This is a genomic window from Actinacidiphila cocklensis, assembly GCF_907177275.1.
In the GTDB taxonomy this organism is placed as follows: domain Bacteria; phylum Actinomycetota; class Actinomycetes; order Streptomycetales; family Streptomycetaceae; genus Actinacidiphila; species Actinacidiphila cocklensis.
In genome coordinates this window covers 216,322-239,382 of sequence record NZ_CAJSLV010000114.1, presented here as the reverse complement: position 1 = coordinate 239,382, position 23,061 = coordinate 216,322, and the positions used below count along the sequence as shown (strand labels likewise).

At 74.2% G+C, this 23,061-nt stretch carries 23 protein-coding genes; 16 read left to right on the top strand and 7 right to left on the bottom strand.

Annotation, left to right across the window (positions count from 1 at the left end):
• Window positions 1–24: 24 nt before the first annotated feature.
• The 7 genes from NFU81_RS38625 to NFU81_RS38595 are packed head-to-tail and all read left to right on the top strand — an operon-like array spanning window position 25 to window position 7,537.
• Window positions 25–1,404: an NtaA/DmoA family FMN-dependent monooxygenase gene (locus tag NFU81_RS38625; RefSeq protein WP_251501321.1), complete on the top strand. Its 1,380-nt coding sequence runs from the start codon at window positions 25–27 to the stop codon at window positions 1,402–1,404.
• Window positions 1,401–2,495, top strand: a complete 1,095-nt coding sequence (locus NFU81_RS38620) for an LLM class flavin-dependent oxidoreductase (RefSeq protein WP_251501319.1) — start codon at window positions 1,401–1,403, stop codon at window positions 2,493–2,495. Before NFU81_RS38625 ends, NFU81_RS38620 begins: the two co-directional genes overlap by 4 nt.
• Window positions 2,496–2,509: 14 nt before the next feature.
• Window positions 2,510–3,637, top strand: coding sequence for an LLM class flavin-dependent oxidoreductase (locus NFU81_RS38615; protein WP_251501317.1), 1,128 nt, complete (start codon window positions 2,510–2,512; stop codon window positions 3,635–3,637).
• Window positions 3,634–4,239 (top strand): flavin reductase family protein, encoded by a 606-nt coding sequence (locus NFU81_RS38610; RefSeq protein WP_251501315.1) that lies wholly within the window; start codon window positions 3,634–3,636, stop codon window positions 4,237–4,239. The genes NFU81_RS38615 and NFU81_RS38610 overlap by 4 nt, the downstream gene beginning before the upstream one ends.
• Window positions 4,239–5,108 (top strand): DUF1684 domain-containing protein, encoded by an 870-nt coding sequence (locus NFU81_RS38605; RefSeq protein ID WP_251501313.1) that lies wholly within the window; start codon window positions 4,239–4,241, stop codon window positions 5,106–5,108. Before NFU81_RS38610 ends, NFU81_RS38605 begins: the two co-directional genes overlap by 1 nt.
• A complete protein-coding gene (locus NFU81_RS38600) occupies window positions 5,095–6,189 on the top strand; it encodes an LLM class flavin-dependent oxidoreductase (RefSeq protein WP_251501311.1) in 1,095 nt (364 codons plus the stop codon). Before NFU81_RS38605 ends, NFU81_RS38600 begins: the two co-directional genes overlap by 14 nt.
• A 10-nt stretch (window positions 6,190–6,199) precedes the next feature.
• A complete protein-coding gene (locus tag NFU81_RS38595) occupies window positions 6,200–7,537 on the top strand; it encodes an NtaA/DmoA family FMN-dependent monooxygenase (protein WP_251501309.1) in 1,338 nt (445 codons plus the stop codon).
• 193 nt (window positions 7,538–7,730) lie between these two features.
• Here the strand turns inward: NFU81_RS38595 and NFU81_RS38590 are convergent, their stop codons facing one another.
• The 3 genes from NFU81_RS38590 to NFU81_RS38580 all read right to left on the bottom strand — a co-directional run bounded on the left by NFU81_RS38590 (window position 7,731) and on the right by NFU81_RS38580 (window position 9,737).
• A complete protein-coding gene (locus tag NFU81_RS38590) occupies window positions 7,731–8,120 on the bottom strand; it encodes a DUF1707 SHOCT-like domain-containing protein (RefSeq protein WP_251501307.1) in 390 nt (129 codons plus the stop codon).
• Window positions 8,117–8,701, bottom strand: coding sequence for a winged helix-turn-helix domain-containing protein (locus NFU81_RS38585; RefSeq protein ID WP_251501305.1), 585 nt, complete (start codon window positions 8,699–8,701; stop codon window positions 8,117–8,119). The genes NFU81_RS38590 and NFU81_RS38585 overlap by 4 nt, the downstream gene beginning before the upstream one ends.
• Before the next feature lie 118 nt (window positions 8,702–8,819).
• Complete coding sequence (locus NFU81_RS38580) at window positions 8,820–9,737, bottom strand: PhzF family phenazine biosynthesis protein (RefSeq protein ID WP_251501303.1); 918 nt, start codon at window positions 9,735–9,737, stop codon at window positions 8,820–8,822.
• Between the two features lie 160 nt (window positions 9,738–9,897).
• Here NFU81_RS38580 and NFU81_RS38575 point away from each other — a divergent pair, with 160 nt between their 5' ends.
• A complete protein-coding gene (locus NFU81_RS38575) occupies window positions 9,898–10,497 on the top strand; it encodes a TetR/AcrR family transcriptional regulator (protein ID WP_251501300.1) in 600 nt (199 codons plus the stop codon).
• A gap of 126 nt (window positions 10,498–10,623) precedes the next feature.
• Here the strand turns inward: NFU81_RS38575 and NFU81_RS38570 are convergent, their stop codons facing one another.
• From NFU81_RS38570 to NFU81_RS38555, 4 genes are all read right to left on the bottom strand, one after another.
• On the bottom strand, window positions 10,624–11,823 hold the full coding sequence (locus NFU81_RS38570; protein ID WP_251501297.1) for a S53 family peptidase: 1,200 nt from the start codon (window positions 11,821–11,823) through the stop codon (window positions 10,624–10,626).
• A gap of 454 nt (window positions 11,824–12,277) precedes the next feature.
• Window positions 12,278–12,970: a S1 family peptidase gene (locus NFU81_RS38565; RefSeq protein WP_251501295.1), complete on the bottom strand. Its 693-nt coding sequence runs from the start codon at window positions 12,968–12,970 to the stop codon at window positions 12,278–12,280.
• A gap of 210 nt (window positions 12,971–13,180) precedes the next feature.
• Complete coding sequence (locus NFU81_RS38560) at window positions 13,181–13,639, bottom strand: GNAT family N-acetyltransferase (RefSeq protein WP_251501292.1); 459 nt, start codon at window positions 13,637–13,639, stop codon at window positions 13,181–13,183.
• A gap of 10 nt (window positions 13,640–13,649) precedes the next feature.
• Window positions 13,650–14,483 carry an IclR family transcriptional regulator gene (locus tag NFU81_RS38555; RefSeq protein ID WP_251501289.1) on the bottom strand — a complete coding sequence of 278 codons (834 nt, stop codon included), beginning with the start codon at window positions 14,481–14,483 and terminating at the stop codon, window positions 13,650–13,652.
• A 400-nt stretch (window positions 14,484–14,883) separates the two neighbouring features.
• Here NFU81_RS38555 and NFU81_RS38550 point away from each other — a divergent pair, with 400 nt between their 5' ends.
• Genes NFU81_RS38550 through NFU81_RS38515 form a run of 8 tightly spaced genes read left to right on the top strand, consistent with a single transcriptional unit; the run spans window position 14,884 to window position 23,045 of the window.
• Window positions 14,884–15,966, top strand: coding sequence for an ABC transporter substrate-binding protein (locus tag NFU81_RS38550; protein WP_251501287.1), 1,083 nt, complete (start codon window positions 14,884–14,886; stop codon window positions 15,964–15,966).
• 39 nt (window positions 15,967–16,005) lie between these two features.
• Window positions 16,006–17,031, top strand: coding sequence for an NrtA/SsuA/CpmA family ABC transporter substrate-binding protein (locus NFU81_RS38545; protein WP_251501284.1), 1,026 nt, complete (start codon window positions 16,006–16,008; stop codon window positions 17,029–17,031).
• A complete protein-coding gene (locus tag NFU81_RS38540; RefSeq protein ID WP_251501282.1) occupies window positions 17,028–17,888 on the top strand; it encodes an ABC transporter permease in 861 nt (286 codons plus the stop codon). Before NFU81_RS38545 ends, NFU81_RS38540 begins: the two co-directional genes overlap by 4 nt.
• Entirely contained in the window at window positions 17,885–18,694 is an 810-nt protein-coding gene (locus NFU81_RS38535) for an ABC transporter ATP-binding protein (protein WP_251501279.1), read from the top strand. Before NFU81_RS38540 ends, NFU81_RS38535 begins: the two co-directional genes overlap by 4 nt.
• Window positions 18,691–19,599, top strand: coding sequence for an ABC transporter substrate-binding protein (locus tag NFU81_RS38530; RefSeq protein WP_251501277.1), 909 nt, complete (start codon window positions 18,691–18,693; stop codon window positions 19,597–19,599). Before NFU81_RS38535 ends, NFU81_RS38530 begins: the two co-directional genes overlap by 4 nt.
• A complete protein-coding gene (locus NFU81_RS38525; RefSeq protein ID WP_251501274.1) occupies window positions 19,596–20,687 on the top strand; it encodes an LLM class flavin-dependent oxidoreductase in 1,092 nt (363 codons plus the stop codon). Before NFU81_RS38530 ends, NFU81_RS38525 begins: the two co-directional genes overlap by 4 nt.
• Window positions 20,684–21,883 (top strand): M20 metallopeptidase family protein, encoded by a 1,200-nt coding sequence (locus NFU81_RS38520; RefSeq protein ID WP_251501272.1) that lies wholly within the window; start codon window positions 20,684–20,686, stop codon window positions 21,881–21,883. Before NFU81_RS38525 ends, NFU81_RS38520 begins: the two co-directional genes overlap by 4 nt.
• Before the next feature lie 58 nt (window positions 21,884–21,941).
• A complete protein-coding gene (locus tag NFU81_RS38515) occupies window positions 21,942–23,045 on the top strand; it encodes a CapA family protein (protein ID WP_251501269.1) in 1,104 nt (367 codons plus the stop codon).
• Window positions 23,046–23,061 lie beyond the last annotated feature (16 nt).

Genomic DNA, 23,061 nt, shown 5'->3' with positions numbered 1-23,061 from the left:
GACACCCCAGGAAGGTCATCCCGCATGAGCAGCACGCCCAAGCAGATCCATCTCGCCGCGCACTTCCCCGGCGTCAACAACACCACCGTGTGGAGCGACCCGGCGGCCGGCAGCCAGATCGACTTCAGCTCCTTCGTCCACCTCGCACGGACCGCGGAACGTGCCAAGTTCGACTTCCTGTTCCTGGCCGAGGGACTGCGGCTGCGCGAGCAGCGCGGGAAGATCCACGACCTGGACGTGGTCGGCCGCCCCGACACCTTCACGGTGCTGGCGGCGCTGGCGGCGGTCACCGACCGGCTGGGACTCGCCGGCACCATCAACTCCACCTTCAACGAACCGTACGAGGTGGCACGGCAGTTCGCCACGCTCGACCACCTCTCGGCGGGCCGGGCCGCCTGGAACGTCGTGACCTCATGGGACGAGTTCACCGGCGAGAACTTCCGCCGCGGCGGCTACCTGGCGCGCGAGGACCGCTACGAGCGGGCCGACCAGTTCCTGACCGCGGTCAAGGTGCTGCTGGACTCCTGGCGCGGTGACGAGATCGCCGCGGACAAGGAGTCGGGCACCTTCCTGCGCGACCCGGACGCCGGCCGGTTCGCGCACCGCGTCGGCCAGTTCGACATCGCGGGCAGCTTCAACGTGCCGCGCAGCCCGCAGGGCCGGCCGGTGATCTTCCAGGCCGGCGACTCCGAGCAGGGCAGGGAGTTCGCCGCCTCCGCGGCCGACGCGATCTTCACCCGGCACGGCACCCTGGAGGCCGGCAAGGCGTTCTACGCCGACGTCAAGGGCCGGCTGGCCCGGTACGGCAGGTCGCCGGAGGAGCTGCTGATCCTGCCCGGTGTCACCTTCGTACTCGGCGACACCCCGGCCGACGCCGAGGAGCGGGCGTACGAGGTCAGGCGCCAGCAGGTCAGCGGGCCGACCGCGATCACCTTCGTGGAGCGGATCTGGAACCGCGACCTGAGCGACCGCGACCCGGACGGGCCGCTGCCCGCGGAGGACCCGCTGATCGACGCCGACCCGATCGTCCGCGGCCGGGCCGACGTCCGCGGTGCCGACCGGCTGGCAACCGCCGCGCACTGGCGGTCCGTTGCCGAGGAGAAGAAGCTCTCGCTGCGCGAACTGGTCATCGAGGTGACGGGGCGCCAGACCTTCGTAGGCACCCCGCAGCAGGTCGCCCGGGCGCTGGACGACTTCGTGCAGGCCGACGCGAGCGACGGCTTCATCCTCGCCCCGCACCTGACCCCCGGCGGCCTCGACGAGTTCGCGGACACCGTGGTGCCGCTGCTCCAGGAACGCGGGGTGTTCCGCACCGAGTACGAGGGCGAGACCCTGCGCGACCACCTCGGCCTGCCCGCTCTCGCCCGGCCGGCCGGCGGCAGCCGCGAGGAGGCGGTGTCGTGAAGTTCCTGACCATCACCCTGATCGTGCACAGCCCCCACCCGGTCACCGGGGTGCGCAAGTCCACCCAGGAGCGCTTCCGCGAGGTGATCGGCAACGCCCTGCTGGCCGAGGAGCTGGGCTTCGACGGCTTCGGCGTCGGGGAGCGCCACGAGCGCCCGTTCATCTCCTCGGCGCCGCCGGTGGTGCTCAGCCACCTCGCCGCGCTGACCTCCCGCATCCGGCTGTTCACCGCCGTCACGACGCTGAGCCTGCTCGACCCGGTGCGCGCCTACGAGGACTACGCCACGCTCGACCACCTGTCGGGCGGGCGGCTGGAGTTGATCGTCGGCAAGGGCAACGGCTCGGCCCAGCGGGACCTCTTCGACGTCACCACCGACGACCAGTGGGAGCGCAACGCCGAGAGCTACGAGCTGTTCCGGCGGATCTGGCGGCAGCAGAAGGTCACCGCGCAGCCGAGGTTCCGGCCGGAACTGAAGGACGCCGAGGTGTGGCCGCGCCCCTACCAGAACCCGGTCAGGGTCTGGCACGGCAGCGCCACCAGCCGGGAGTCCGTCGACCTGGCCGCCCGCTACGGCGACCCGCTGTTCTCGGCCAACGTCACCAACCCCATCGAGCCGTACGCAGAACTCGTCCGCCACTACCGGGAGCGCTGGGAGCACTACGGCCACGACCCGGCGCTCGCCACCGTCGGCGCGGGCACCGCCGGCTACTACGCGGCCCGCACCTCGCAGGAGGCGCTGGCCGCCTACCGGCCGGTCTTCGAGGGCCAACTGGCCTTCCACAGGCAACTCGGCGTCACACCGGTCTTCGCCACCCTGGAGGACTTCGTCGAGCGCAGCTCCGCGCTGATCGGCAGCCCGCAGCAGGTCATCGACAAGGTGCACCGCTACCACGAGCAGTTCGGGCACACCGTTCTGCACCTGCACGCCGACGCGGGCGGCCTGACCGAGGCCCAGCACCGCGGGGCACTCGAACTCTTCCAGTCCGACATCGCACCCGTGCTGCGCAAGGACATCCCCGACCCGCCGTGGGCCTGGAGCCCGGTGGGCGTCGACGACCCCGCCGACGCGGCGACCCCCGCCCACGCCTGAAAAGGAGCACCGCCGTGGCACACACCCCGCTCGCGGTCCTGGACCTCGTACCGATCTCCACCGGTTCCACCGCCGGCCAGGCCCTGCGCAACAGCATCGACCTGGCCCAGCACGCGGAACGGTTCGGCTACGCGCGCTACTGGTTCGCCGAACACCACTTCAACCCCGGCGTGGCCGGCACCTCGCCGGCCGTGGTCCTCGCGCTGACCGCCGCCGCCACCGACACCATCCGGCTCGGCGCCGGCGCCGTACAACTCGGGCACCGCACCGCACTGTCCACCGTCGAGGAGTTCGGGCTGCTCGACGCCCTGCACCCCGGCCGGTTCGACCTGGGCCTGGGCCGCTCCGGCGGGCGCGGGGCGCCGGCCGCGCGGCAGCCGGTACCGGTCGGCGCCGCCGCGGTGGTGGACGGCCGCACAGCGGGGGGCCTGCGGATACCGGCCCCGTTCTCGTACGAGAAGCTGCTCGGCTCACCCCGCTTCGCGCTGCACCGGCGGCTGCTGACCCAGCCGGGCGCGGAGCCGCAGCCCTACGACGAGCAGATCGCCGACATCCTGGCGCTGCTGGAGGGCAGTTACGTGCACGACGGCATCGAGGCGCATGTCGTGCCCGGCGAGGGCGCCGATCTGCAGGTGTGGATCCTGGGCAGCAGCGCCGGGGTCAGCGCGCAGGTCGCGGGCGCAGGCGGGCTGCGGTTCGCGGCGAATTACCACGTCAGCCCGGCCACCGTCCTGGAGGCCGCGGAGGGTTACCGTGCGGCGTTCGTGCCCTCGGCGGAGCTGGAGCGGCCTTACGTCAGCGTCTCCGCCGATGTCGTGGTGGCCGAGGACGAGGCCACCGCGAAGGAGCTTGCGACCGGCTACGGGCTGTGGGTGCACAGCATCCGCAGCCTGGCGGGCGCCATCCGCTTCCCCAGCCCGGACGAGGCCCGCTCGCATGCGTGGACGCAGGACGAGCGGGACCTGGTGGCGGACCGGGTGGAGACCCAGTTCACCGGGTCGCCGCAGCAGGTCGCCGACCAGCTGGAGACGCTGCGCGACGCCACCGGCGCCGACGAGCTGGTGATCACCACCATCACCCACGACCACGCCGACCGGGTGCGTTCGTACGAGTTGCTGGCCGAGGAGTGGAAGCGACGATGACCATCCGGATCCTGCCCGACGAGCAGGCCCCCGCGGACGAGCAGTCCTGGCCCGAGGAGCAGGTGCTGACCCCGGCCCGGCTGCGGCAGGTGTTCGGTGCCTTCCCCACCGGGGTGACGGCGATCGCCGCCCTGGTGGACGGGATTCCGGTCGGCCTGACAGCCAACTCGTTCACCGCGGTGTCCCTCGATCCGCCGCTGGTGTCGGTCTGCGTGGCCCACACCTCCACCACCTGGCCGCTGCTCGCCGGCCGCGCCCGGCTCGGCGTGACGGTGCTGAGCGCCGCGCAGGAGCGCGCCTGCACCCAGCTCGCCTCGCGCAGCGACGACCGGTTCGCCGGCCTGGACTGGCACGCCACCGAGGACGGCGCGGTCCTGCTCGACGGCGCCGGCGCCTGGTTCGACACCAGCGTCGAGCAGCACATCAGGGCCGGCGACCACGACATCGTCCTGCTGCGCATCCGCGCCCTGGACGCCGACCATGCGGTGCCGCCGCTGGTCTTCCACGGCAGCCGGTTCCGCCGGCTGGAACAGCCCGCCGCCGACGCCGGGCACCGCCCCGCACCGCGCACCCCGCACCCCACAGGAACCCAGGAGTCGTGATGACCGCACAGGCAGCAGAGACCGACCGCGCCGCCTTCGCCGAGGAGTGGCAGCAGTGGCACGAGGAGAAGGAGAAGGTGCTCGCCGGCCCGCACGGCTTCCTCGCCATCACCGGCCTGCACTGGCTGGACGCCACGCCCGCCCGTTTCCCCGACGCGCCCGGAGCCTGGTCGAGCACCGCGGACGGCGTGGTGGTGGAGCTGTCGGACGGCGAGGAGCTGACCCTGGACGGGCAGGTGCTGCGCGGGCGGCACGACTTCGGCGTGATCGGGGAGCGGGTGAGCCTCTTCCCCGCCGCGGGCGACGCGGTCGTGGAGGTGGCCAAGCGCGGCGGGTACGACATCCTGCGCCCCCGGCACCCGGAGAACGCGCTGCGGCTGGCCTTCACCGGCACCCCCGCCTACGCCCCCGACCCGCGGTGGGCGCGCGCCGGCCGCTACGTGCCCTTCGACGTGCCGCGGCCGACGACGGTGGGCGCCGCCGTCGAGGGCCTCCAGCACGTCTACGACGCCCCCGGCCAGGTCGAGTTCGAGCTGGACGGCACCACCCACCGGCTGACCGCCTTCAACGGGCACGCCCCCGGCAGCCTTCTCGTGCTGCTCACCGACGCCACCTCCGGGGTCACCACCTACGCCGCCAACCGGGCGCTGTCCATCGACCCGCCCGACGCCGAGGGCAATGTGCTGGTCGACTTCAACCGGGCCTCCAACCTGCCCTGCGCCTACACCGACCTGGCCACCTGCCCGCTGCCGCCGGCCGAGAACCGGCTGCCGGTGGCGATCGAGGCCGGCGAGAAGATCCCCACGGCGCCCGTACAGGGGACCAGGTCCGTCCCCGCCGAAGGGGCGGCCGGCCATGACCAGACCTGACCCCGGCGGCCGCCGGCTGCACCTGGCCCTGGAGACCGACGGCGACGGCGCCCACCCGGCGGCCGGGCAGGCGCGGTCCCGGGCGGCCGGCGGCGCGGCCGCGCTGCGCGGCACGGTCGGCGACGCCGAGGCAGGCGGCTTCACGCTCGTCACCTTCGCGGACGGACCGCTGCCGCCGCGCGGCGGCGGGTGGCGACCGGAGGCCGGCACGCGGGCCGCGCTCGTCTCGACGCTCACCGACCGGATCGGCCTGGCCCCCACCCTGCACGCCACCGTCACCGAGCCCTTCCACCTGGCCACCCAGCTCGCTTCCCTGGACCACGCGAGCAACGGCCGGGCGGCCTGGGTGGTCGGCGCCGCCAACGGCGCGGACGCCCACGCCACCGTCGGGGCGAGCCCGCTGGACGCGGACGCGCTGCACCGCGAGATCACCGACGTCGTCGACACGGCCCGGGCGCTGTGGGACTCCTGGGAGGACGACGCGGTCATCAAGGACGTGGCCACCGGCCGCTTCCTCGACTGGCACAAGGTCCACCACGTCGACGCCGAGGGCGCCCGCTTCACGGTGAAGGGTCCGCTGATCACCCCCCGGCCGCCGCAGGGCCAGGTCGTGGTGCTGGCCGCCGACACGCTGGGCCTGGGCGGGCGGGCGGACGTCGCGCTGGTGCGGCGCCCGGAGCGCGACGCCGTGGCCGCCGCCGCGGCCGCCGCCAGGGACGCGGGCGCCGCCCTGGTGTTCGCGGAGGTCGAGGTGCTGCTGGACGCCGACCTGCCGGCCGCCGAGCGGCTGGCCCGGCTGGACGGGGCGGCGCCCTGGCAGCCGGCCGGGCGGCTGCGGCACGTCGGGTCGCCGGCCGCGCTGGCCGCGCTGCTGGCGGGACTGGCCCGCCACGTGGACGGCGTACGGCTGCATCCCGCGCAGCTCGGCACCGACCTGCCGGTGCTCACCGGGCAGGTGCTGCCCGCGCTGGCCGCCGAAGGCCTGCACCGGCCGCCGCGGCCCGGCGCCACCCTGCGCGACACCCTGGGCCTGCCCCGCCCGGCCAACCGGTTCGCCCTCGCGGCGACCACGAGCACCTGAGGTGACCGCCATGCCGGACGCGGTGCACGCGACCGCCACTCCCGACTACGACCCCGGCGCCCAGGTCCACCTGGGTGTCTTCTTCACCGGCGTCGGCCCGCAACTGATCTGGACCGAGCCCGGCGCCCCGTCGCACACCGCGATCGAGACCTTCCTCGACGTGGCCAGGCTGCTCGAACGCGGCCTGTTCGACGCCTTCTTCCTCGGTGAGGGCCTGCGGGTCAGGGAGAACCAGGGCCGGGTCTTCGACCTCGACGTCGCCGGCCGCCCCGACGCCATCACGCAGCTCGCCGCGCTGGCCGGCGCCACCAGCCGTATCGGGCTGGTCGCCACCCAGAACACCACCTACAACTACCCGGCCGACCTGGCCCGCCGGCTGGCCAGCCTCGACCTGCTGTCGGACGGCCGGGCCGGCTGGAACATCGTCACCACCGACAACGCCTGGACCGGCGCGAACTTCCGGCACGGCGGCTGGCTGGCGCACGAGCACCGCTACGAGCGGGCCACCGGCGTCGTGGAGGCCGCGAAGGCGCTGTGGGCCGCCGCGGCCGACGGCGCGAGGGACCGGACGGTGACCAGGGACACCGACCTGGTCAGGCTGCGCGCGTCCGCGACGGTCCCGCCCAGCCGGCAGGGCCGCCCTGTGCTCTTCCAGGCCGGGGACTCCGACGGCGGCCGCGAACTCACCGCGGCACACGCCGACGTGGTCTTCTCCGCCAACACCGGCTACGAGAAGGCCGTGGCCTACGCGGCGGACCTGCGCAGCCGGCTGGCCCGGTACGGCCGCCCCGCGGACGCGGTGCGGATTCTGCCAGGCGCCATGGTCGTGGTCGGCGACACCGTGAAGGACGCGCAGGACAAGGCCCGTTGGCTCAGGGACGAGCAGGTCTCGCCGCCGCGGGCGATCGCCTTCCTCGAACAGTACTGGGGCACGGACCTGTCGGCCTGGGACCCGGACGGCCCGCTGCCGGACATCGAGCCGAGCGAGGGTGAACTCGACCCGTCCCGCGGCACGATCGCCATCGAGGACCGCACGGGGAAGCTGGCGCAGATCCGCAAGTGGCGGGAGCTGGCCGCCGAACGCGACCTGTCGATCGTGCAGTTGGTACGGGAGGTGTCGGCCCGGCGGCCGCCCTTCGTGGGCACCGCCTCGCAGATCGCCGACGAGTGGACGCGCTATGTCCGCACCCGGGCGGCGGACGGCTTCAACATCGTTCCGCAAGCGCTGCCGTCGTCGCTGACCGACATCGTCGACAAGGTCGTCCCCGAACTCCAGGAGCGCGGCGCGTACCGCACCGCGTACGAGGGCACGACGCTGCGCGAGCACCTGGCGCTTCCACCGCTGTAGCCCGGCGCCCGTGCGGGCCGGTCCGCCCGACCGGCCCGCACGGGGAGGCGCCCGGCCGAGCGAGCCGGCCCCGGCCGGCGACGCCCTCCTCGTGGCCCCCCGCCGGCACCCCCGCCGGCCAGGCCGCCGTGAACTCGGGCACGGGCCGGAACTGGCAGCTGACCGGGGTCCGCCCACAGCCCTGCGCCGAGTCTCAGAGGGCCTCCGGCTCCTCGGTCCCTCCGGAAGCACGGGGATGCCGAACCGGCAGGTCCGCTCTTCTTCGCCGCGCCGCGCGCTGGGAGACGAGCCAGTAGACGAGTGCCGCGGGCGGCGCGCAGCACAGCAGGATGATCAGCAGGCGGGAGTCGACGACGTCCGCCTGCGACCTGGCTTCTTCCGCCTCACCGGGCAGGTCCCTGACGAGGGCGTCGAGTTGCTCGCGGGTGCGGGCCTCGTAGGCGGCGGCCGCGCGTTCCTCCAGTTCGGCCAGAGTCAGCCGGCCGAGCGCGAAGTGGTGCTGCAGCAGCGCCTCGACGGCGTCGCGCTCGGCGTCCGAGGCGCGTAACGGCACGCTGGGCGCGTGCTCCTCGCTTCCGGTCATGGCGACCTCTCGAGCAGGGCGGTGGCGTCGGCGGGGGCAGGGCGGTCCTGCAGGTCGACGAGCGCGACGACGACCCGGGTCCAGGTCCCGGGGGTGTCCCGGTCCCCGAACCGGTCGGCGAGCAGTGCGATGTGCTCGCGCAGTTCGGCGAGCGCCTCGTCGGTCAGCCGCAGCGCGCCGCGGTGGAGGTCGACCTCGCGGCGGCCGCCGGCCTGCCTGGACCGGTAGGCGGCGTTGATGTCGGCCCTGGTGGCGTCGAGCATCGAGCCGAGGAACTCGGCCATCTCCTCGGGGCTCGCGGCGTCGGCGGGGGGCTCGGTGACCGCGGGGGCGTAGACCCGCTCGACCTTACCCCCGGCCAGCGGCCGGTATTCGGCGATCTCGATCAGGCCCGCCTGTTCGAGCCGCCCCAGGTGGTAGTAGAGCCGGTCGGCGGGGAGGTCGGCGCGGTCGGCGAGCTCGCGTGCGGACTGCGGCACGTCCCACAGCGCCTCCAGGAGCCGGAGGCGCAGCGGGTCGGCGAGGGCCTTGTGCACGCCGTACCAACGGCGGTGCGGCGCACCGGACTTCTCCGCGCCCATCGGCAGCCCCCAGTCGTTGCACCGACCTCCACTGGTTGGAGAAGTCTACAACCACCCTTCATGTGCGGCCAGTTGCCCGTCGACGGCCGCCGCCGTCACCTGCGGTCGGTAGACGGCCTCACGAGGCCGGTGGGGTGATCCGGGTCGCTGCGCCGGACACCCGTACCCGGGGGTCACCGGCGTGCAGGCGCACTTCGAGCAGGGACGGGCGCCCCATGTCGTGCCCCTGGTGGATCGTGAGAGCGGCGCTCGGCGGGACCAGGCCCAGCGCCCGGGCGTAGCCGCCGAAGGCCGCGGCGGCCGCTCCGGTCGCGGCGTCCTCCACCACGCCGCCCACCGGGAAGGGGTCGCGGGCGTGGAAGACCGTCGCCGACTCGCGCCACACCAGCTGCACCGTGGTCAGCCGCAGCCTCACCATCAGGGCGAGCAGCCGGTCGACGTCGTAGTCCAGGTCGGCGAGCCGCTCGCGGGTGGCCGCCGCGAGCACCAGGTGGTCGTTGCCGGCGAAGGCGATGCGCGGCGGCAGCGCCTCGTCCAGTTCGGCCGGCTTCCAGCCGAGGGCGGCCAGCGCCTCCTGGAGGTCACCGGGCGCCACCTCCTTCACGCGCGGGTCGACGCTGGTCAAGGTGGCCTTCGCGACGCCGTCCTGCACGGCCACCGTTGCCGGTACGGCGCCCACCTGGCTGTGGAAGACGAACGCGCCGGCCCCCAGCCGCTCGGCGAGGGCGACCGCCGTCGCGACCAGGGCGTGGCCGCAGAAGTCGACCTCCGCCTTGGGGCTGAAGAACCGTACGGCGAAGCTGCGCGGTCCTTCGCCGGACGGTCCCGGCGTGACGAACGCCGTCTCCGAGTAGCCGACCTCGGCCGCGACGGCGAGCATCCGGGCGTCGTCGAGCCCCGCGGCGTCGAGGACGACCCCGGCGCGGTTGCCTCCGGCGGGGCTGGCGGAGAAGGCGGTGTAGTGGAGCACGCCGGCGTCGCGGGAGGCGGTGCCCGCGGTCGCCTGTGCGGCCTGCGGGTCGGTGGGGTGGGCCATGGGCGGTGGTACTCCTCGGCTTGGGTCCGGTCCCGGCCGCGACGAGGCGGGTGAAGAGGCGGCGTGCGGGGCCGGGTTCGGCCGCATGATGTCGAGACCGGGTGTCTCGGCAGATTGTCAGACGAGACTCACGGTCTCGTCAACAGGTAGGATGCCGGCCATGCCTCCCACGCCGCCCGTACCCGAGCGGCGCCCGCACACCGGACGCCGCCGCAACGAGGCCGCACGCCAGGCGATCCTCGCCGCCGCCCGGCGGCTGCTCGCCGCCGGCGGTGGCGAACCGGTGACCGTGGACTCCCTCGCCAGGGAGGCAGGGATCGGGAAGCAGACGATCTACCGCTGGTGGCCGTCGAAGGGCGCCGTGCTGCTCGAAGCCCTCACCAGCACCGCCCGCGACCAGGTCAGCACGCCCGACACCGGCGCGCTGGAGTCCGATCTGGCCGCCTTCCTCTGCGACCTCTTCCAGGCCGGGACGGCACCCGACAACGCCGCCATGCTGGGCACCCTGCTCGCCGAGGCGGCCCGCGACCCCCAGGTGGCCGACCTGCTGCGCGACTTCACCCGGACCAGGCGCGGCGATCTGCGCACGATCGTCGAACGCGCCCGGGAGCGCGGCGAAACGGCCGCCGGCACCGACGTGGACCTGCTGGTCGACCAGGCCTTCGGCGTCTACTGGTTCCGCTTCCTGTCGGGGCACGCCCCCCTGACCCCCGAGGTCGCCCGCACCCTCGCCCGCACCCTGGCGCTCGGCGCCCGCTGAGTTCGCGGGCCAGTGCCCGGCGGGTCGGGCGCCGCCGGCTGGGCGGCCTGCGGCGCGGGCGCGGCGCGGCCGCCCCCGCGGGCCGGGCGGGATGCCCGGGCCGCAGGGGCGGTGGGGACGCCGGTGTCAGAAGGCGCCGATGCCGTTGGGGGTGCCGAGGCCGGTCGGGCCGTCCCAGCCGGTGCGGGCGTTGCACCACTGGGTGGTCGGGCAGCTGCCGTTGCTGCCGGAGGTGACGTCGAACAGCGACGAGGAGTGGGTGTACGGGTAGTTGTTGTCGATCGAGCCGGTGTTGCCGGCCAGGCCGTAGACCGAGGCGATGATCGGCGAGGACACGCTGGTGCCGCCGAAGACCATCCAGCCGACGTAGCCCTGGTAGGCGGTGCTGTCGTAGACCGCGACGCCGGTGGAGGGGTTGGCGACCGCGGAGACGTCGGCCTCGGCCCGCTTGGCGCAGCCGGTGGCGAAGGAGGCCGCGCCGCTCAGCGCGGTGTTGTACGCCGAGCAGCCGCTGCCGGCGCCGCTCCACGCGGTCTCGCTCCAGCCGCGGGTGTTGGACGCGGTGTTGAGGGTGGTGCCGCCGACGGCGGTGACGTAGTGCGAGGACGCGGGGTAGCTCGCGCCGTAGCCGCTGTCGCCGGAGCTGGCGGTCACCGCGATGCCCGGGTGGTTGTAGTAGGAGCCGTAGGTGGCGTCCGAGGCGTCGGAGCCGCCGTAGCTGTTGCTGATCGCGACGACGCCGGCGGTGGCCGCCGCCCGGTTCACCGCGGCGCCCAGGTTGGCGAAGGACGAGGTCTTGGCCTCGACCAGCAGGATGTGGCAGTTGGGGCAGATCGCCGAGACCATGTCGATGTCGAGGGAGATCTCCTGCGCCCAGCCGCCGTCCTTCTTCGGGTAGGTGGTGCCGCCGTTCTGGTCGATCTTCTTGAAGCAGCCGTTGGCCGTGGTGCAGGCCGGCAGCCCGAACTGGGCGCGGTAGACGCCGAGGTCGGCCTCGGCGGTCGGGTCGTCGTACGCGTCGACGATCGCGACCGTGCGGCCCGCGCCCGCCGTGCCGGACGGCAGGTTGTACGCGGACTGCAGGCTGGAGGGGCCGTAGCCGGACGGAGTGGCGTTCGGCGCGACGGACTTCGTGGAGACGATGTCGGTGCGGACGACCGCCTTGCAGGCGGCGTGGCCGGCCTTGGCGGTGGCACAGGAGTGCACCGTCGCCCCGGCGGAACCGGCAGCGCCGGAAGGTGCCGCCGTGCCGAGCACGGCCAGCGGGATCGCCGCCAGGGCCGCGACGACGGTGCCGAACAGCCGTGCGCGTTTGAGCAGTTGCATGTGACTCTCCTTGGTTACGGGCCGATCGGGGGTGTCGGCCTCGGCAGGGTTACGGCCGCCTGTGCGCTCCGGGTTCGGGCGGTGGCGGCCGGCGCTGCCGCGTCAGGGGTGGCGGCGAGAGGCGCGAGGTACGCGCGGGCCGCCGGTGTGCCGGGCCTGCGGGGCGGTCAGCTGCCGCGGCCGCCCATATGTGTCAGGCTCATGACAACGGTGAAAACGGCGGCGATCTCCACAGGGCCTGTGCCGGCACTTCGCACCCTGACCGCGCCTCGGAACGCCACGACCTGCTCCCTCCCCGCCGGACGGCGCCTCCCGAAGGGGTCGCCGACCGGCCGCAGCGCGGCCCGAACGGGCAGCGCATCAGTGCCGACGGTGCAGTGTGGATCTCAACGGCCCCTGGCGCAAGGGGGCGTGTGGGGGGGACGCTGCGCTCACCGGGACAGATGTGGTGCGGTCAGTACAGCGACAGCCCGAAGGCGGCCAGGACCTCGGTGAGCGGCTGGTAGTAACTGGTGCCGCCCGCCGAGCAGTTGCCCGACCCGCCGGAGAACAGGCCGATGGCCGTGGAACCGGCGGCCAGCAGGCCGCCCGTGTCGCCGGGATCGGTGCAGACGGTGGTGGCGATCAGGCCGCTGACCACCTGGCCGCCGCCGTAGTTGACCGTCGCGTTGAGGGCCGTGACCGTGCCGCAGCGCAGCGGGCCGGCAGTGGTGGTGCGGCAGACCCGCTCGCCGACGTAGGCGTTGCCGGCGGTGAACCCGCCCCCGGGGTGCGGCACCGCGGGGTTGTCGTACCGGACCAGCCCGTAGTCGTTGCCGGGGAAGGACGTGGCGACGGTGGGTCCGATGTACGTGGTGAGGGCGGCGTCCGTGTACCAGGCCGAGGTCCCCTGGGTGCAGTGACCGGGCATGATGACGTAGTAGGTACCCCCACTACGCGCGTTGACCACCGTCTTGCAGGCGGTGCCGCTGTCGGCGTAGATCGTGTCGCCCGCGGAGACCTGGGGGCGCGGCGTGCCGGCCCCGGGGGCCGCGGCGGCGGGTCCGGCCGCGAGGGCCGTCGGGGCGGCGAAGGCGGCGAGCGCGACCACGGCGAGGCCGAGGCGCCGGGCGGCGGCCCTGCCGGTGAAGCGGTGTCCGATGCTCAACGGGGCCTCCTGGGGGGACGGGTCAGGCCGTCGTGCCACCGTGGCTCATGCGCGCCGGGCACCGCGGTGGCACCCCTTCAGGACATGACCCTGACACGACGGGGCCAGTATGGGAACGGGCCGAGCCGGGCCACAAGGGCAGAATCAGGCAGAACCGGTCACGGCGCCCCCGGGGCCACGCGACGGCTCGCAACGCGGCCCGTACCGCGGTCAGCGGGGCTGGTAGTCGAGCCTTCCCAGCGGCCAGTGCGCCGTCAGCCACGCCGTGACGGCCGTATACAGCGGGGCGTCCAGCTCGGCCCGGTCGGCACGGACCCAGGACTGGACCTCGGTGACCTGCTCGTCGGCGCGGGAGGGGTAGATGTAGACGCAGCCGATCACGTCGCCGCTGCCGGGGTCGAGCGCGGTGTAGGTGAATCCGCGGCGCCGGGCGAAGTCGTCCGCGTGGCGCCGCAGGTCGGCGAGGTTCGCCTCCAGGGTCATCCCGTCGGGGGGCGGCCAGCGCCCGTCCGGATACCCCGGGGTCGCCCGGATGTGCTCGATGCTGCCGGTCCAGGCGGCGTGGTCCGCGGCGTTGTGCTGGGGTCCCAGCGGCTCCAGGCGGAACCGCGGGGTGACCATCTCCACGGGGACCACGAAGTCGTCGGGGACGAACGCGTGGTCGGTCATGGCGCCGAGGCTACGAGGCGGGACCGGCGGGCGCACCTGGATTGACGGCGTCGGCGGCGGAGTGCCGCTGGTCCGGGGGCAGCAGCAGGACCTCCAGGGCGCGGGCGCAGGCGTGGGCACGGGCGACGAACCACCCGAGCCGGTCGTCGGTGATGACGTCCGGGGTGGAGCGCACCGCCAGGGCCGCGTGCGCATGGCCGGCCGCGTCGAGCACCGGCACCGCGGCGGTCCGCACGCCGTACGCCGACTCGCCGTCGTTGAGCGCGTGTCCCGCCTGCCTGACCCGGTCCAACTCGGCCCGCAGCTCGGCCAGTCCGATGATGGTGCGGTCGGTGTGCGCCTGCAGGGGCGGCAGCGCGTCGAGCTCCTGCTCGCCCGGCCGCGCCCACGCCAGCAGCACCTTGCCGAGCGCCGTGGAGTGCAGCGGGCGGCGCAGGCCCAGCCCGGACGCGGCGTTCACCGAACCGCCGACCAGGATCACCGCGTGGGCGCCACCGCGGATGGCCAGGTCGGCCGTGGTGCCCGTGACCCGTGCCAGCGCGTCGAGTTCGGGCAGCGCGCGGTGCATGCCCCGCTGGTGCAGGGAGAGTTGGCCGAGTTCGGCGACCGAGGGGCCGAGCCGGTAGCGGGCGCTGTGCTCGTCCTGTTCCAGGAAGCCCGCCGCGACCAGCGTGCGGGCCAGCCGGTGGGCGGTGGACACCGACAGCTCCATGCGGCGGGCGAGTTGGGATGCGGTCAGCTCGCCGGTGTTGTCCCGGAAACAGTGCAGCAGCCGGAGTGCGCGGGTGACCGCCTGCGCTCCCGGGGGCGCCCCGGCAGCATGGGTGCGCGCATCCGTCGTCATGGCCCAAGCATGCGGAGGCTGCCACGATCTGGCAACTGTTGCCGGAACATTGCGCCACGTCTCCCGGCGTGAACTCTGCCCGGCGAAGGGCATCCCACATCATGGGAAAGATTGCTTCCGACCGAATGTGTGTGCCAGCCTCCGTTGCAGACCGCATGCCGCACACCGCAACGGAAGGGGAGCACCCGTGACGACCACGCCCGGCCTGCTCAGCCCGTTCCGTTCGCTGCTGTCCGCGCGGCTGTACCTGGACCTCGGCCGGTCCCGCGGCGCCAGCTGTCGCTGAACGCCCGCCGTACCCCGCACTCGTACGCCTTCTCGCGTGGTGGTGCCCTGCGACGCCCCGCGCGCCGCGCACCCCCGCGCCCCGCCCTCCCCACGCATGCCGCTTGGAGCACCCATGTCCGTTCCGGACGAGATCTGGTTCACCCGCTGCCCCGTTCCGACCGCCACCGGCATCGCGGCCGACCGCGGCAGCCTCGCCGCGGAGTTCGCCCCCGACGGGATCGCCGTCCGCTCGCTGCAGGACGCCGCGGCTCGGGCGGACTCCGACGGGCTGCCGCAGAGCCACTTCACGCACGAGCTGACCGCGCTGTTCCGCGAGGGCGGCAACGTCCCCGCGCTGTGGGCGCGTTCCCGCGGCGAGGCCACCAGGGTGATCGCCCTGACCTGGATCGAGGAGCGGCAGTCGATCCTGGTCCGCCAGGACAGCGACCTGCACGCACCGGAGCAGCTGCGCGGCAGGCGGCTCGCCGTCCCGCGCCATGACATCGCCATCGACTTCTGGCGGGCCATGGCCCTGCACGGCCACTCCGGCGCCCTGCGGCTGGCCGGCCTCACCCTGGAGGACGCCGAACTCGTCGACGTACCCGGCGTGCGGCAGGGCCAGTGGGAGGGCGAGCTGGCCGCGCTGCGGGACGGGCGGGTCGACGCGGTCTACGTCAAGGGCGCGGTCGCCGTCGAGACGGCCCGCCGCTACGGGGCGAAGGTCGCGATCGACCTGGACTCCGTGCCCGACCGCAGGTCCCGGGTCAACAACGGCACCCCGCGCCCGATCACCGTCCACCAGCGGCTGCTCGACGAGCATCCCGACCTGGTGGTGCGGTTCCTCGCCGTCCTGCTCGAAGCCGCCGAATGGGCTGCCGGCCACTCCGGCGACCTGCACCGCATCCTGTCCGCCGAGACCGGGGCAGGACCGGAAGGAGTGGCAGGCGCCTATCGCGACGGCACCGCGGGCAGCCTGCAGCTCCACCTCGGCCAGAGCCGGTTGGACCTGCTGGCCGAGCAGGAGCGGTTCCTCTTCGCGCACGGCTTCCTGCCCGCCCCCGTGGACGTCGCCGGCTGGGCGGACCACGAGCCGCTGCGCCTTGCCCACGAGCTGCGCGCCGCCCGCGCCGCGAAGGCGGCCGGCGGCGCAACCGCGCAGGCAGCCACCCGGACGGCCGCGGCAGCCGTCCCGCCCAGCCCCGCCACCACCCCCTGAAACCCGCCGGCCCCGGCCGGCCCTCTCCTGGAGACCTCCGTGAACGTCCGTCAACTCGCCCTCGCCACCACGTCCCTGTTCGCCGCCCTGAGCCTGGCCGCCTGCTCCTCGTCCTCCGGCGGGTCGGCCCGCGCGGACACCGCGGGCGGCAGCGCCCCCACCATCACCGTCCGCATCCCCGACGGCGGCAACTCCGGTGTGCTCGCGCTCGGCCGCAAGGACGGCTCGCTCGACAAGGCGCTGGCCACGGTGCACGCCAAGGTGGCGTGGACCGGCACCGCCGGCGCGTTCGCCCCCGCCGCACAGGAACTCGACGCCAACGCACTGGACTTCGCCGAGGGCTCGATCACCTCCGCCATCGCCGCGCTCGCCCAGAAGCCCGGCTTCAAGCTCTTCGTCGCCGTCGACCCCGACCAGCTCGGCGAGGGCATCCTGGTGAAGAAGGACTCCGGCATCAACAGCGTCAGCGACCTGGTCGGTAAGAGGGTCGCCGTGTGGCACGGCGGGACCAGCGAGTACCTGCTGCTCAAGGCCCTCCAGCAGCAGCACATCCCGGTCGACCGGGTCACGCGCGTCTACCTCCAGCCCAACCAGATCGGCCCGGTGTTCAACTCGGGCCAGGTCGACGCCTGGTCCACCTGGGCCAGCTACTCCGTCCCGGCCATCGCGAACTCCGGCGCCCGCTTCCTGACCACCGGCCAGCAGGTCGGCTCTGAGAACTACGCGGTCTGGGCGGTCCGCAACGACTTCGCCGACAAGCACCCCGACGTCGTCCGGGCGCTCTACACCTACCTCCACGACGCCGGGATCGAGCAGCAGCAGAACCCCGAGGCGTACCTGAACGTCAAGACGACCTCAGGACCCGAGGCGATCAGCCCCGCCCAGAAGGCCGTGCAGCTGCCCATCGACAAGGCGCTCGGCACCGCGCAGCCCATCGGCGACACCCAGCTCGCGCACTTCGCCACCGTGGCGCAGTTCTTCGCCGACCAGAAGATCACCAAGGGCGTCCTCGACGTCAAGCCGTACGTCATCGACGTCAACACCCCCGCGGCAGGCGGAAAATGAGCGCGACCGCTCCCGTCGGACCGGTCGGGACGTCCGCCGACCCGTCGGCGCCTGGGCTGGTCACCCCGCGCCCCCGGATCGCCAGGCCGCGCCCGCGCGCCCTGAGTCTGGGGCTGCGGCTGCTCGGCCCGCTCGTCCTGCTGCTGGCCTGGATCTGGGCGTCCGCGTCCGGCACCCTCAGCTCCTCCCTGCTCGCCTCGCCCCGCCAGGTGCTGTCCGCGTTCAGGGAGCTGTGGACCAGCGGCCAGCTGGGCGACGCGCTGTCGGTCTCCCTCACCCGGGCAGGACTCGGCCTCGCCTTCGGCGCGACGGCCGGGCTGGTGCTCGGCGTGGTCACCGGCTTCTCCCGGCTCGGCGAGGAACTGCTGGACTCCTCGCTGCAGTTGCTGCGCACCATCCCCTTCCTGTCCCTGGTGCCGCTGTTCATGGTCTGGTTCGGGATCGGCGAGACGGCCCGGGTGGTGCTCATCGCGGTGGCGACCAGCTTCCCGATGTACGTCTCGGCGGCCGGCGGCGTACGCAACACCGACCGCAAACTCGTCGAGGCGATGCGCAGCTTCGGCATGGGCCGGCTGGCCCTGGTCCGCGAAGTGGTGCTCCCCGGTGCACTGCCCGCGCTGCTGTCGGGACTGCGGCTGTCGATGACGCTGAGCGTCATCGCCCTCATCGCCGCGGAGGAGATCAACTCGACCGCCGGCATCGGCTACCTGATGTCCACCGCGCAGGAGTACTCCCGCACCGACATCCTCACCGTCTGCATCCTCATCTACGCCCTCATCGGGCTGTTCGCCGACGGCGCCGCCCGGCTCCTGGAACGGCTGCTGATGCCGTGGCGCACTCAAGGGGCCGCCCGATGAGCGGGACACTGGCCGGCACCGGCCGGCAGCAGCACAGCGCACCCGGCGACCCGGCGGGCGGCAGCCGGGCCGCGGTCCGCATCCGCGGCCTGCGCAGGACCTTCGGCATCCGCGACGTGCTGGACGGGCTCGACCTCGACATCGCCCAGGGCGAGTTCCTGGCCCTGCTGGGCGCGAGCGGCACCGGGAAGACCACCCTGCTGCGCATCCTCGGCGCCCTGGACCGGCACGACGCCGGCACCGTGCTCGTCCCCGAGACCCGGACGGTGGTCTTCCAGGAACCGCGCCTGGTCCCGTCCAAGAAGGTGCTCGCCAACGTCACCGTCGCGCTGCCGCGCGGCGCGGACACCCGGGAGACCGGGCGGCGGGCGCTCGCCGAGGTCGGCCTCGACCGGCACGCCGACGCCTGGCCCGCCACCCTGTCCGGCGGCGAGGCCCAACGGGTCGCCCTGGCACGCGCGTTGATCCGCGAGCCGGAACTGCTGCTGCTCGACGAGCCGTTCGCCGCACTCGACGCCCTGACCCGGCTGCGGATGCACGACCTGGTCGGCGAGCTGTGCCGCCGCCACCGGCCCGCGGTCCTGCTCGTCACCCACGACGTCGACGAGGCGATCCGGCTCGCCGACCGGGTGGCCGTCCTGCGCGACGGGCGGCTCGCCACCGACGAGCGGATCGCCATCGGCCACCCGCGCGACAGCGCCGACCCGAGGTTCGCCGCGCTGCGCACCCGGCTGCTCACCGAACTCGGCGTCCACCGGGCGCCGGCCGACCACGCACCCACCCCCGCCAAGGAGCTCCCCGCATGACCGTCAACATCGGCGTCCACCAGGCCAACCCCTCCCTCTACCACCTGTCGCGGCTCGGGCTGCTGGAGGAGATCCTCGCCGAGCAGGGCGAGACCGTCGCCTGGCACCGGATCGGCGGCCTGGACACCGCCGCGGCCCTCGCCGACGGCATCATCGACTTCGGCGGCACCGGCTCCACCCCGCCGCTGTCCGCGCAGGCCGCCGGGTACGACCTGGTGTACGCGGCCGTCTCCGCGCCACGGCCGGGACACGGCGCCCTGCTGGTCCGCGCCGACAGCGACATCACGTCCGTCACCGACCTCAAGGGCCGCAGCGTCCACCTGGCGATCGGCTCCTGGCAGACCCATTTCGTGGCGAAGGCCCTCGCTCGGCAGGGCCTGTCCTACGGCGCCGACATCACCGCGGAGCGCTCGGCGGCGGGCTCCTACGCAGCGCTGCTCGACGGCCGGATCGACGCCTGGGTGGGGCAGGGCGCGGAGCTGTCCGCGGCCCGCCGCGAGGGCCGGGTCCGCACCCTGGCCGAGGCCGGCGACCTGATCGCCGACCGCTCCGTCTTCTTCACCCGCCGCGACGTCGCCGACACCCGCCCCGACCTGGTCGGACTGATCATCCGCGCGCTGCAGGCCGCCGACACCTGGGCGGCCGGCCACCTCGACGAGGCCGCCGGCATCGCCGCCGCCGACCAGGGCGGCACCGCCGCGGACTGGCGCGAGGCCCTGGCCGCCCTGCCGTGGCGGCTCGAACCGGCCTCCGACGCCTTCGTCGCGGAGCAGCAGGAGGCCGCCGACATCCTCGCCGAGGCCGGCTTCCTGCCCCGGCCCGTCACCGTCGCCGACGCCCGCCACCCGGGCCTCGACGCCGTCGCCGCCCAGGCCCTCGCAGCCCACGCATCCCCGGAGAAGTGACCGTGACCGCCCCCGAGATCCTCTGGTACATCATCCCGCGCGAGGGCGCCTACCCCTGGGAGCCCGAAGGGCGCCGCAGCGTCGACCTGGCCTACCTCCAGCAGCTCGGCGTCGCCGTCGACCGGCTCGGCTACGACGGGGCGCTGTTCGCCACCGACCTGTACGACGTGTGGCCGCTGGCGAGCGCCGTCGCCGCGGCGACCCGGCCGAGCTTCAAACCGCTGCTCGCGGTGCACCCCGGGCTGGTCTCCCCCACCGTGCTCGCCAAGATGGCGCTGAGCTTCGCCCACCTCTTCGGCCCCGACCGGCTGCGCTTCAACGTCGTCAACGGCTCCACCGAGGCACTGCGCCAGGCCGGGCTGCACCTGGAGCACGACGAGCGCTACCAGCTCAGCGCCGAGTACTGGGACATCGTCAAGCGGCTGACCGCGGGCGAGGTCTTCGACCACAAGGGCCGGTTCTACGAGCTGACCCAGGCGGGCGCCTCGCTGCGCGAACTCACCCCGATCCAGGGCGGGGTGCACACGCCGCTGTGGTTCGGCGGGTCGTCCGCGCCCGGCATCGAGATGGCCGCGGAACACGTCGACGTCTACCTCACCTGGGGCGAACCGCCCCATCTGCTGAAGGAGAAGCTGGACCGGGTGCGCGAGCGCGCCGCGCACTACGGCCGCGAGTTGCGCCTGGGCCTGCGGCTGCACCTCATCGTCCGGGACACCGAGGACGAGGCGTGGGCGGCGGCGGACCGGCTGCTCGACGTCACCAGCCAGGCCACGTACACGCGGATGCTGGGCGACCCCGAGGGCAACGACGGCGAGGGCTGGGCGCGACAGTTCCGCCAGCACGGCGGCCGGGTCCCGCGGCACGCACGGGAGTTGGAGAAGCACCCCAACCTGTGGCCGGGCATGAGCCTGTTCCGTCCAGGGCCTGGCACCGCCGTCGTCGGCAGCACCGCGCAGGTCGTCGAACGCCTCGGGGAATTCCAGGACCTCGGCGTGGACACCTTCATCCTGTCCGGCAACCCGCTGCTGGAGGAGTCCTACCGGATCGCCGAGACGGTCCTGCCGGCGCTGCGCGGCACCGCACGGTGAACGCCCTGCTGGCGGACGCCCGTTCGCTCGGACTGCACCGGCTGCGGCAGGCCCTCCACGAGCACCCGGAGACCGGTCTGCAGCTGCCTCGCACCCAGCAGGCGGTGCTCACCGCGCTCGACGGCATCGGTGTGGAGCTGCACACCGGCACGGCGCTGACCTCCGTGGTCGGCGTCGTGCCGGGTGCGCGCCCCGGGCCGACGGTGCTGCTGCGCGCCGACCTGGACGCCCTGGAGTTCCCCGGCGGCCCGCGGCACGCGTGCGGCCACGACCAGCACGCCGCGATGCTGGTGGGCGCCGCCCGCCTGCTCGCGGCCCGCCGCGACCGGTTCGCCGGCGACGTCCTGCTGATGTTCCAGCCGGGCGAGGAGGGCCACGACGGAGCGCGGCTGATGCTGGCGGAAGGACTGCTGGAGACCACCGGCAGCCATCCCGTGGCGGCGTACGCCCTGCACTCCAGCGCGAGTGCGCCGGCCGGGGAGTTCAGCAACACCGCGGGCACCGCGCTGGCCGCGAACGGCACCCTCACCGTCACCCTGCACGGGGCCGGCGGGCACGGCGCCTGGCCGCACCGCACGCGCGACCCGATCCCGGCGCTCGCGGAACTGGTCACCGCGCTCGGCGCCCTGCCGTCCCGCAGATTCGACCCCTTCGACCCGGTGGTGCTCACCGTCGGCACCGTGCACGCTGGCACCCGGCCCGCGATCGTCCCCGACCGTGCCCGCCTGGAGGCGACGCTGCGGGCGCTGTCCGACGCCACGCTGGCCCGGCTGGCCGCCGCGGCGGAGAGCACCGCGCGCGGCATCGCCGCCGCCCACGGGCTGGAGGCCGGGATCGAGTACTCCCCCGGCTACCCGGCCACGGTGAACGACGGTGCCGAGGCCGACCGGGTGCGTACGGCCGTCACCGAGCTGTTCGGCCCCGAGCGGTTCGTGCGCGGCACCCGCCCCGCCCTGGTCTCCGACGACATCGGGCGGGTCCTCGCCGACGTCCCCGGGGTGATGACGAGCCTCGGCGCCTGCCCGCCGGGCCTCGACCCCGCCACCGCCCCCGGCAACCACGCCCCGGACGCGGTGTTCGACGACGCGGTACTGCCGGACGGCGCCGCCCTGCTCGCCGAACTCGCTCTGCGCCGGCTCGCCGCGGCCGAGGGCGGGCACGCGGCGGACGGCGGGGGAAGACAGGGCCGCCCCTGACAGCGCCGCTGATCGCAGGGCGCCGCGGCCCGGCGCCGCGGGAACCTACAGTGGAGAGATGGGCCACGGCGTGGTGACGCTGTTCCTGTGCGGGGACGTGATGCTCGGGCGCGGCGTCGATCAGATCCTCCCGAATCCCGGTGATCCGGAGCTGCGGGAGGCCTACGTCGTGGACGCCAGGTCCTACGTGCGGATGGCGGAGGAGGTCAGCGGCGCGATCCCGGCTCCGGTCGATCCGCCGTGGCCCTGGGGCGAGGCGCTGCCGCTGCTGGACGAGGCCGCCCCGGACGCCAGGATCGTGAACCTGGAGACGTCCGTGACGCGCGCCGGCGACTTCGCACCGGGCAAGGCCGTGCACTACCGCATGCACCCAGGCAACCTGCCCGCGCTGGCCGCGGCCCGGCCGGACGTGTGCGTGCTGGCCAACAACCACGTACTGGACTTCGGCCGCGCGGGCCTGGCCGAGACCCTCGGCTCGCTGGCCGGCGCGGGCCTGCGGACGGCGGGTGCGGGACGGGACGCCGGCGAGGCGTACGCGCCCGCGGTGGTCCCGCTCCCCTCGGGCGGCCGCGTGCTCGTCTTCGCCCTCGGGGCGGGCTCCAGCGGTGTCCCGTCCGGCTGGGCGGCGGCCGAGGGCCGCTCCGGTGTCGCCTACGTCCCCGCCCTGTCCGCTGCCGCCGCGGCCGCCGTGGTCCGCCGGGTGGGCGAGGTGAAGCGTGTGGGCGACGTCGTGGTGGTGTCGGTGCACTGGGGCTCCAACTGGGGATACCTCCTGCCCGGCGAGCAGACCCGTTTCGCGCACGCCCTGGTGGACGGCGGTGTCGACGTCGTCCACGGGCACTCCTCGCATCACCCGCGGTCCGTCGAGGTGTACCGGGGACGGCTCGTCCTGCACGGCTGCGGCGACTTCGTCGACGACTACGAGGGCATCACCGGCTACGAGGAGTACCGCGCCGACCTGCGGCTGGCCTTCCTCGTCACCCTGGCCTCGGACAGCGGCCTGCTCACCGGCCTGCGCATGGTCCCGCTGCGGTCCCGCCGGATGCGGCTGGAAGCCGCGACCCCGACCGACCGCGAATGGCTGCTGGGCACCCTCGACCGCGTCAGCCGCGGTGTGCGCATCACCCAGGAGCCCGACGGCAGCTTCGCCGCGCAACCCTGACCGTCCTCCCCCGGCG

Coding starts and splice junctions, on each gene's coding strand:
- NFU81_RS38540 (WP_251501282.1), top strand. CDS start 17,028: ATGAGCGCGACCGCTCCCGTCGGACCGGTCGGGACGTCCGCCGACCCG.
- NFU81_RS38560 (WP_251501292.1), bottom strand. CDS start 13,639: ATGACCGACCACGCGTTCGTCCCCGACGACTTCGTGGTCCCCGTGGAG.
- NFU81_RS38625 (WP_251501321.1), top strand. CDS start 25: ATGAGCAGCACGCCCAAGCAGATCCATCTCGCCGCGCACTTCCCCGGC.
- NFU81_RS38585 (WP_251501305.1), bottom strand. CDS start 8,701: ATGGGCGCGGAGAAGTCCGGTGCGCCGCACCGCCGTTGGTACGGCGTG.
- NFU81_RS38600 (WP_251501311.1), top strand. CDS start 5,095: ATGACCAGACCTGACCCCGGCGGCCGCCGGCTGCACCTGGCCCTGGAG.
- NFU81_RS38550 (WP_251501287.1), top strand. CDS start 14,884: ATGTCCGTTCCGGACGAGATCTGGTTCACCCGCTGCCCCGTTCCGACC.
- NFU81_RS38515 (WP_251501269.1), top strand. CDS start 21,942: ATGGGCCACGGCGTGGTGACGCTGTTCCTGTGCGGGGACGTGATGCTC.
- NFU81_RS38610 (WP_251501315.1), top strand. CDS start 3,634: ATGACCATCCGGATCCTGCCCGACGAGCAGGCCCCCGCGGACGAGCAG.
- NFU81_RS38605 (WP_251501313.1), top strand. CDS start 4,239: ATGACCGCACAGGCAGCAGAGACCGACCGCGCCGCCTTCGCCGAGGAG.
- NFU81_RS38575 (WP_251501300.1), top strand. CDS start 9,898: ATGCCTCCCACGCCGCCCGTACCCGAGCGGCGCCCGCACACCGGACGC.
- NFU81_RS38590 (WP_251501307.1), bottom strand. CDS start 8,120: ATGACCGGAAGCGAGGAGCACGCGCCCAGCGTGCCGTTACGCGCCTCG.
- NFU81_RS38555 (WP_251501289.1), bottom strand. CDS start 14,483: ATGACGACGGATGCGCGCACCCATGCTGCCGGGGCGCCCCCGGGAGCG.
- NFU81_RS38595 (WP_251501309.1), top strand. CDS start 6,200: ATGCCGGACGCGGTGCACGCGACCGCCACTCCCGACTACGACCCCGGC.
- NFU81_RS38530 (WP_251501277.1), top strand. CDS start 18,691: ATGACCGTCAACATCGGCGTCCACCAGGCCAACCCCTCCCTCTACCAC.
- NFU81_RS38535 (WP_251501279.1), top strand. CDS start 17,885: ATGAGCGGGACACTGGCCGGCACCGGCCGGCAGCAGCACAGCGCACCC.
- NFU81_RS38570 (WP_251501297.1), bottom strand. CDS start 11,823: ATGCAACTGCTCAAACGCGCACGGCTGTTCGGCACCGTCGTCGCGGCC.
- NFU81_RS38580 (WP_251501303.1), bottom strand. CDS start 9,737: ATGGCCCACCCCACCGACCCGCAGGCCGCACAGGCGACCGCGGGCACC.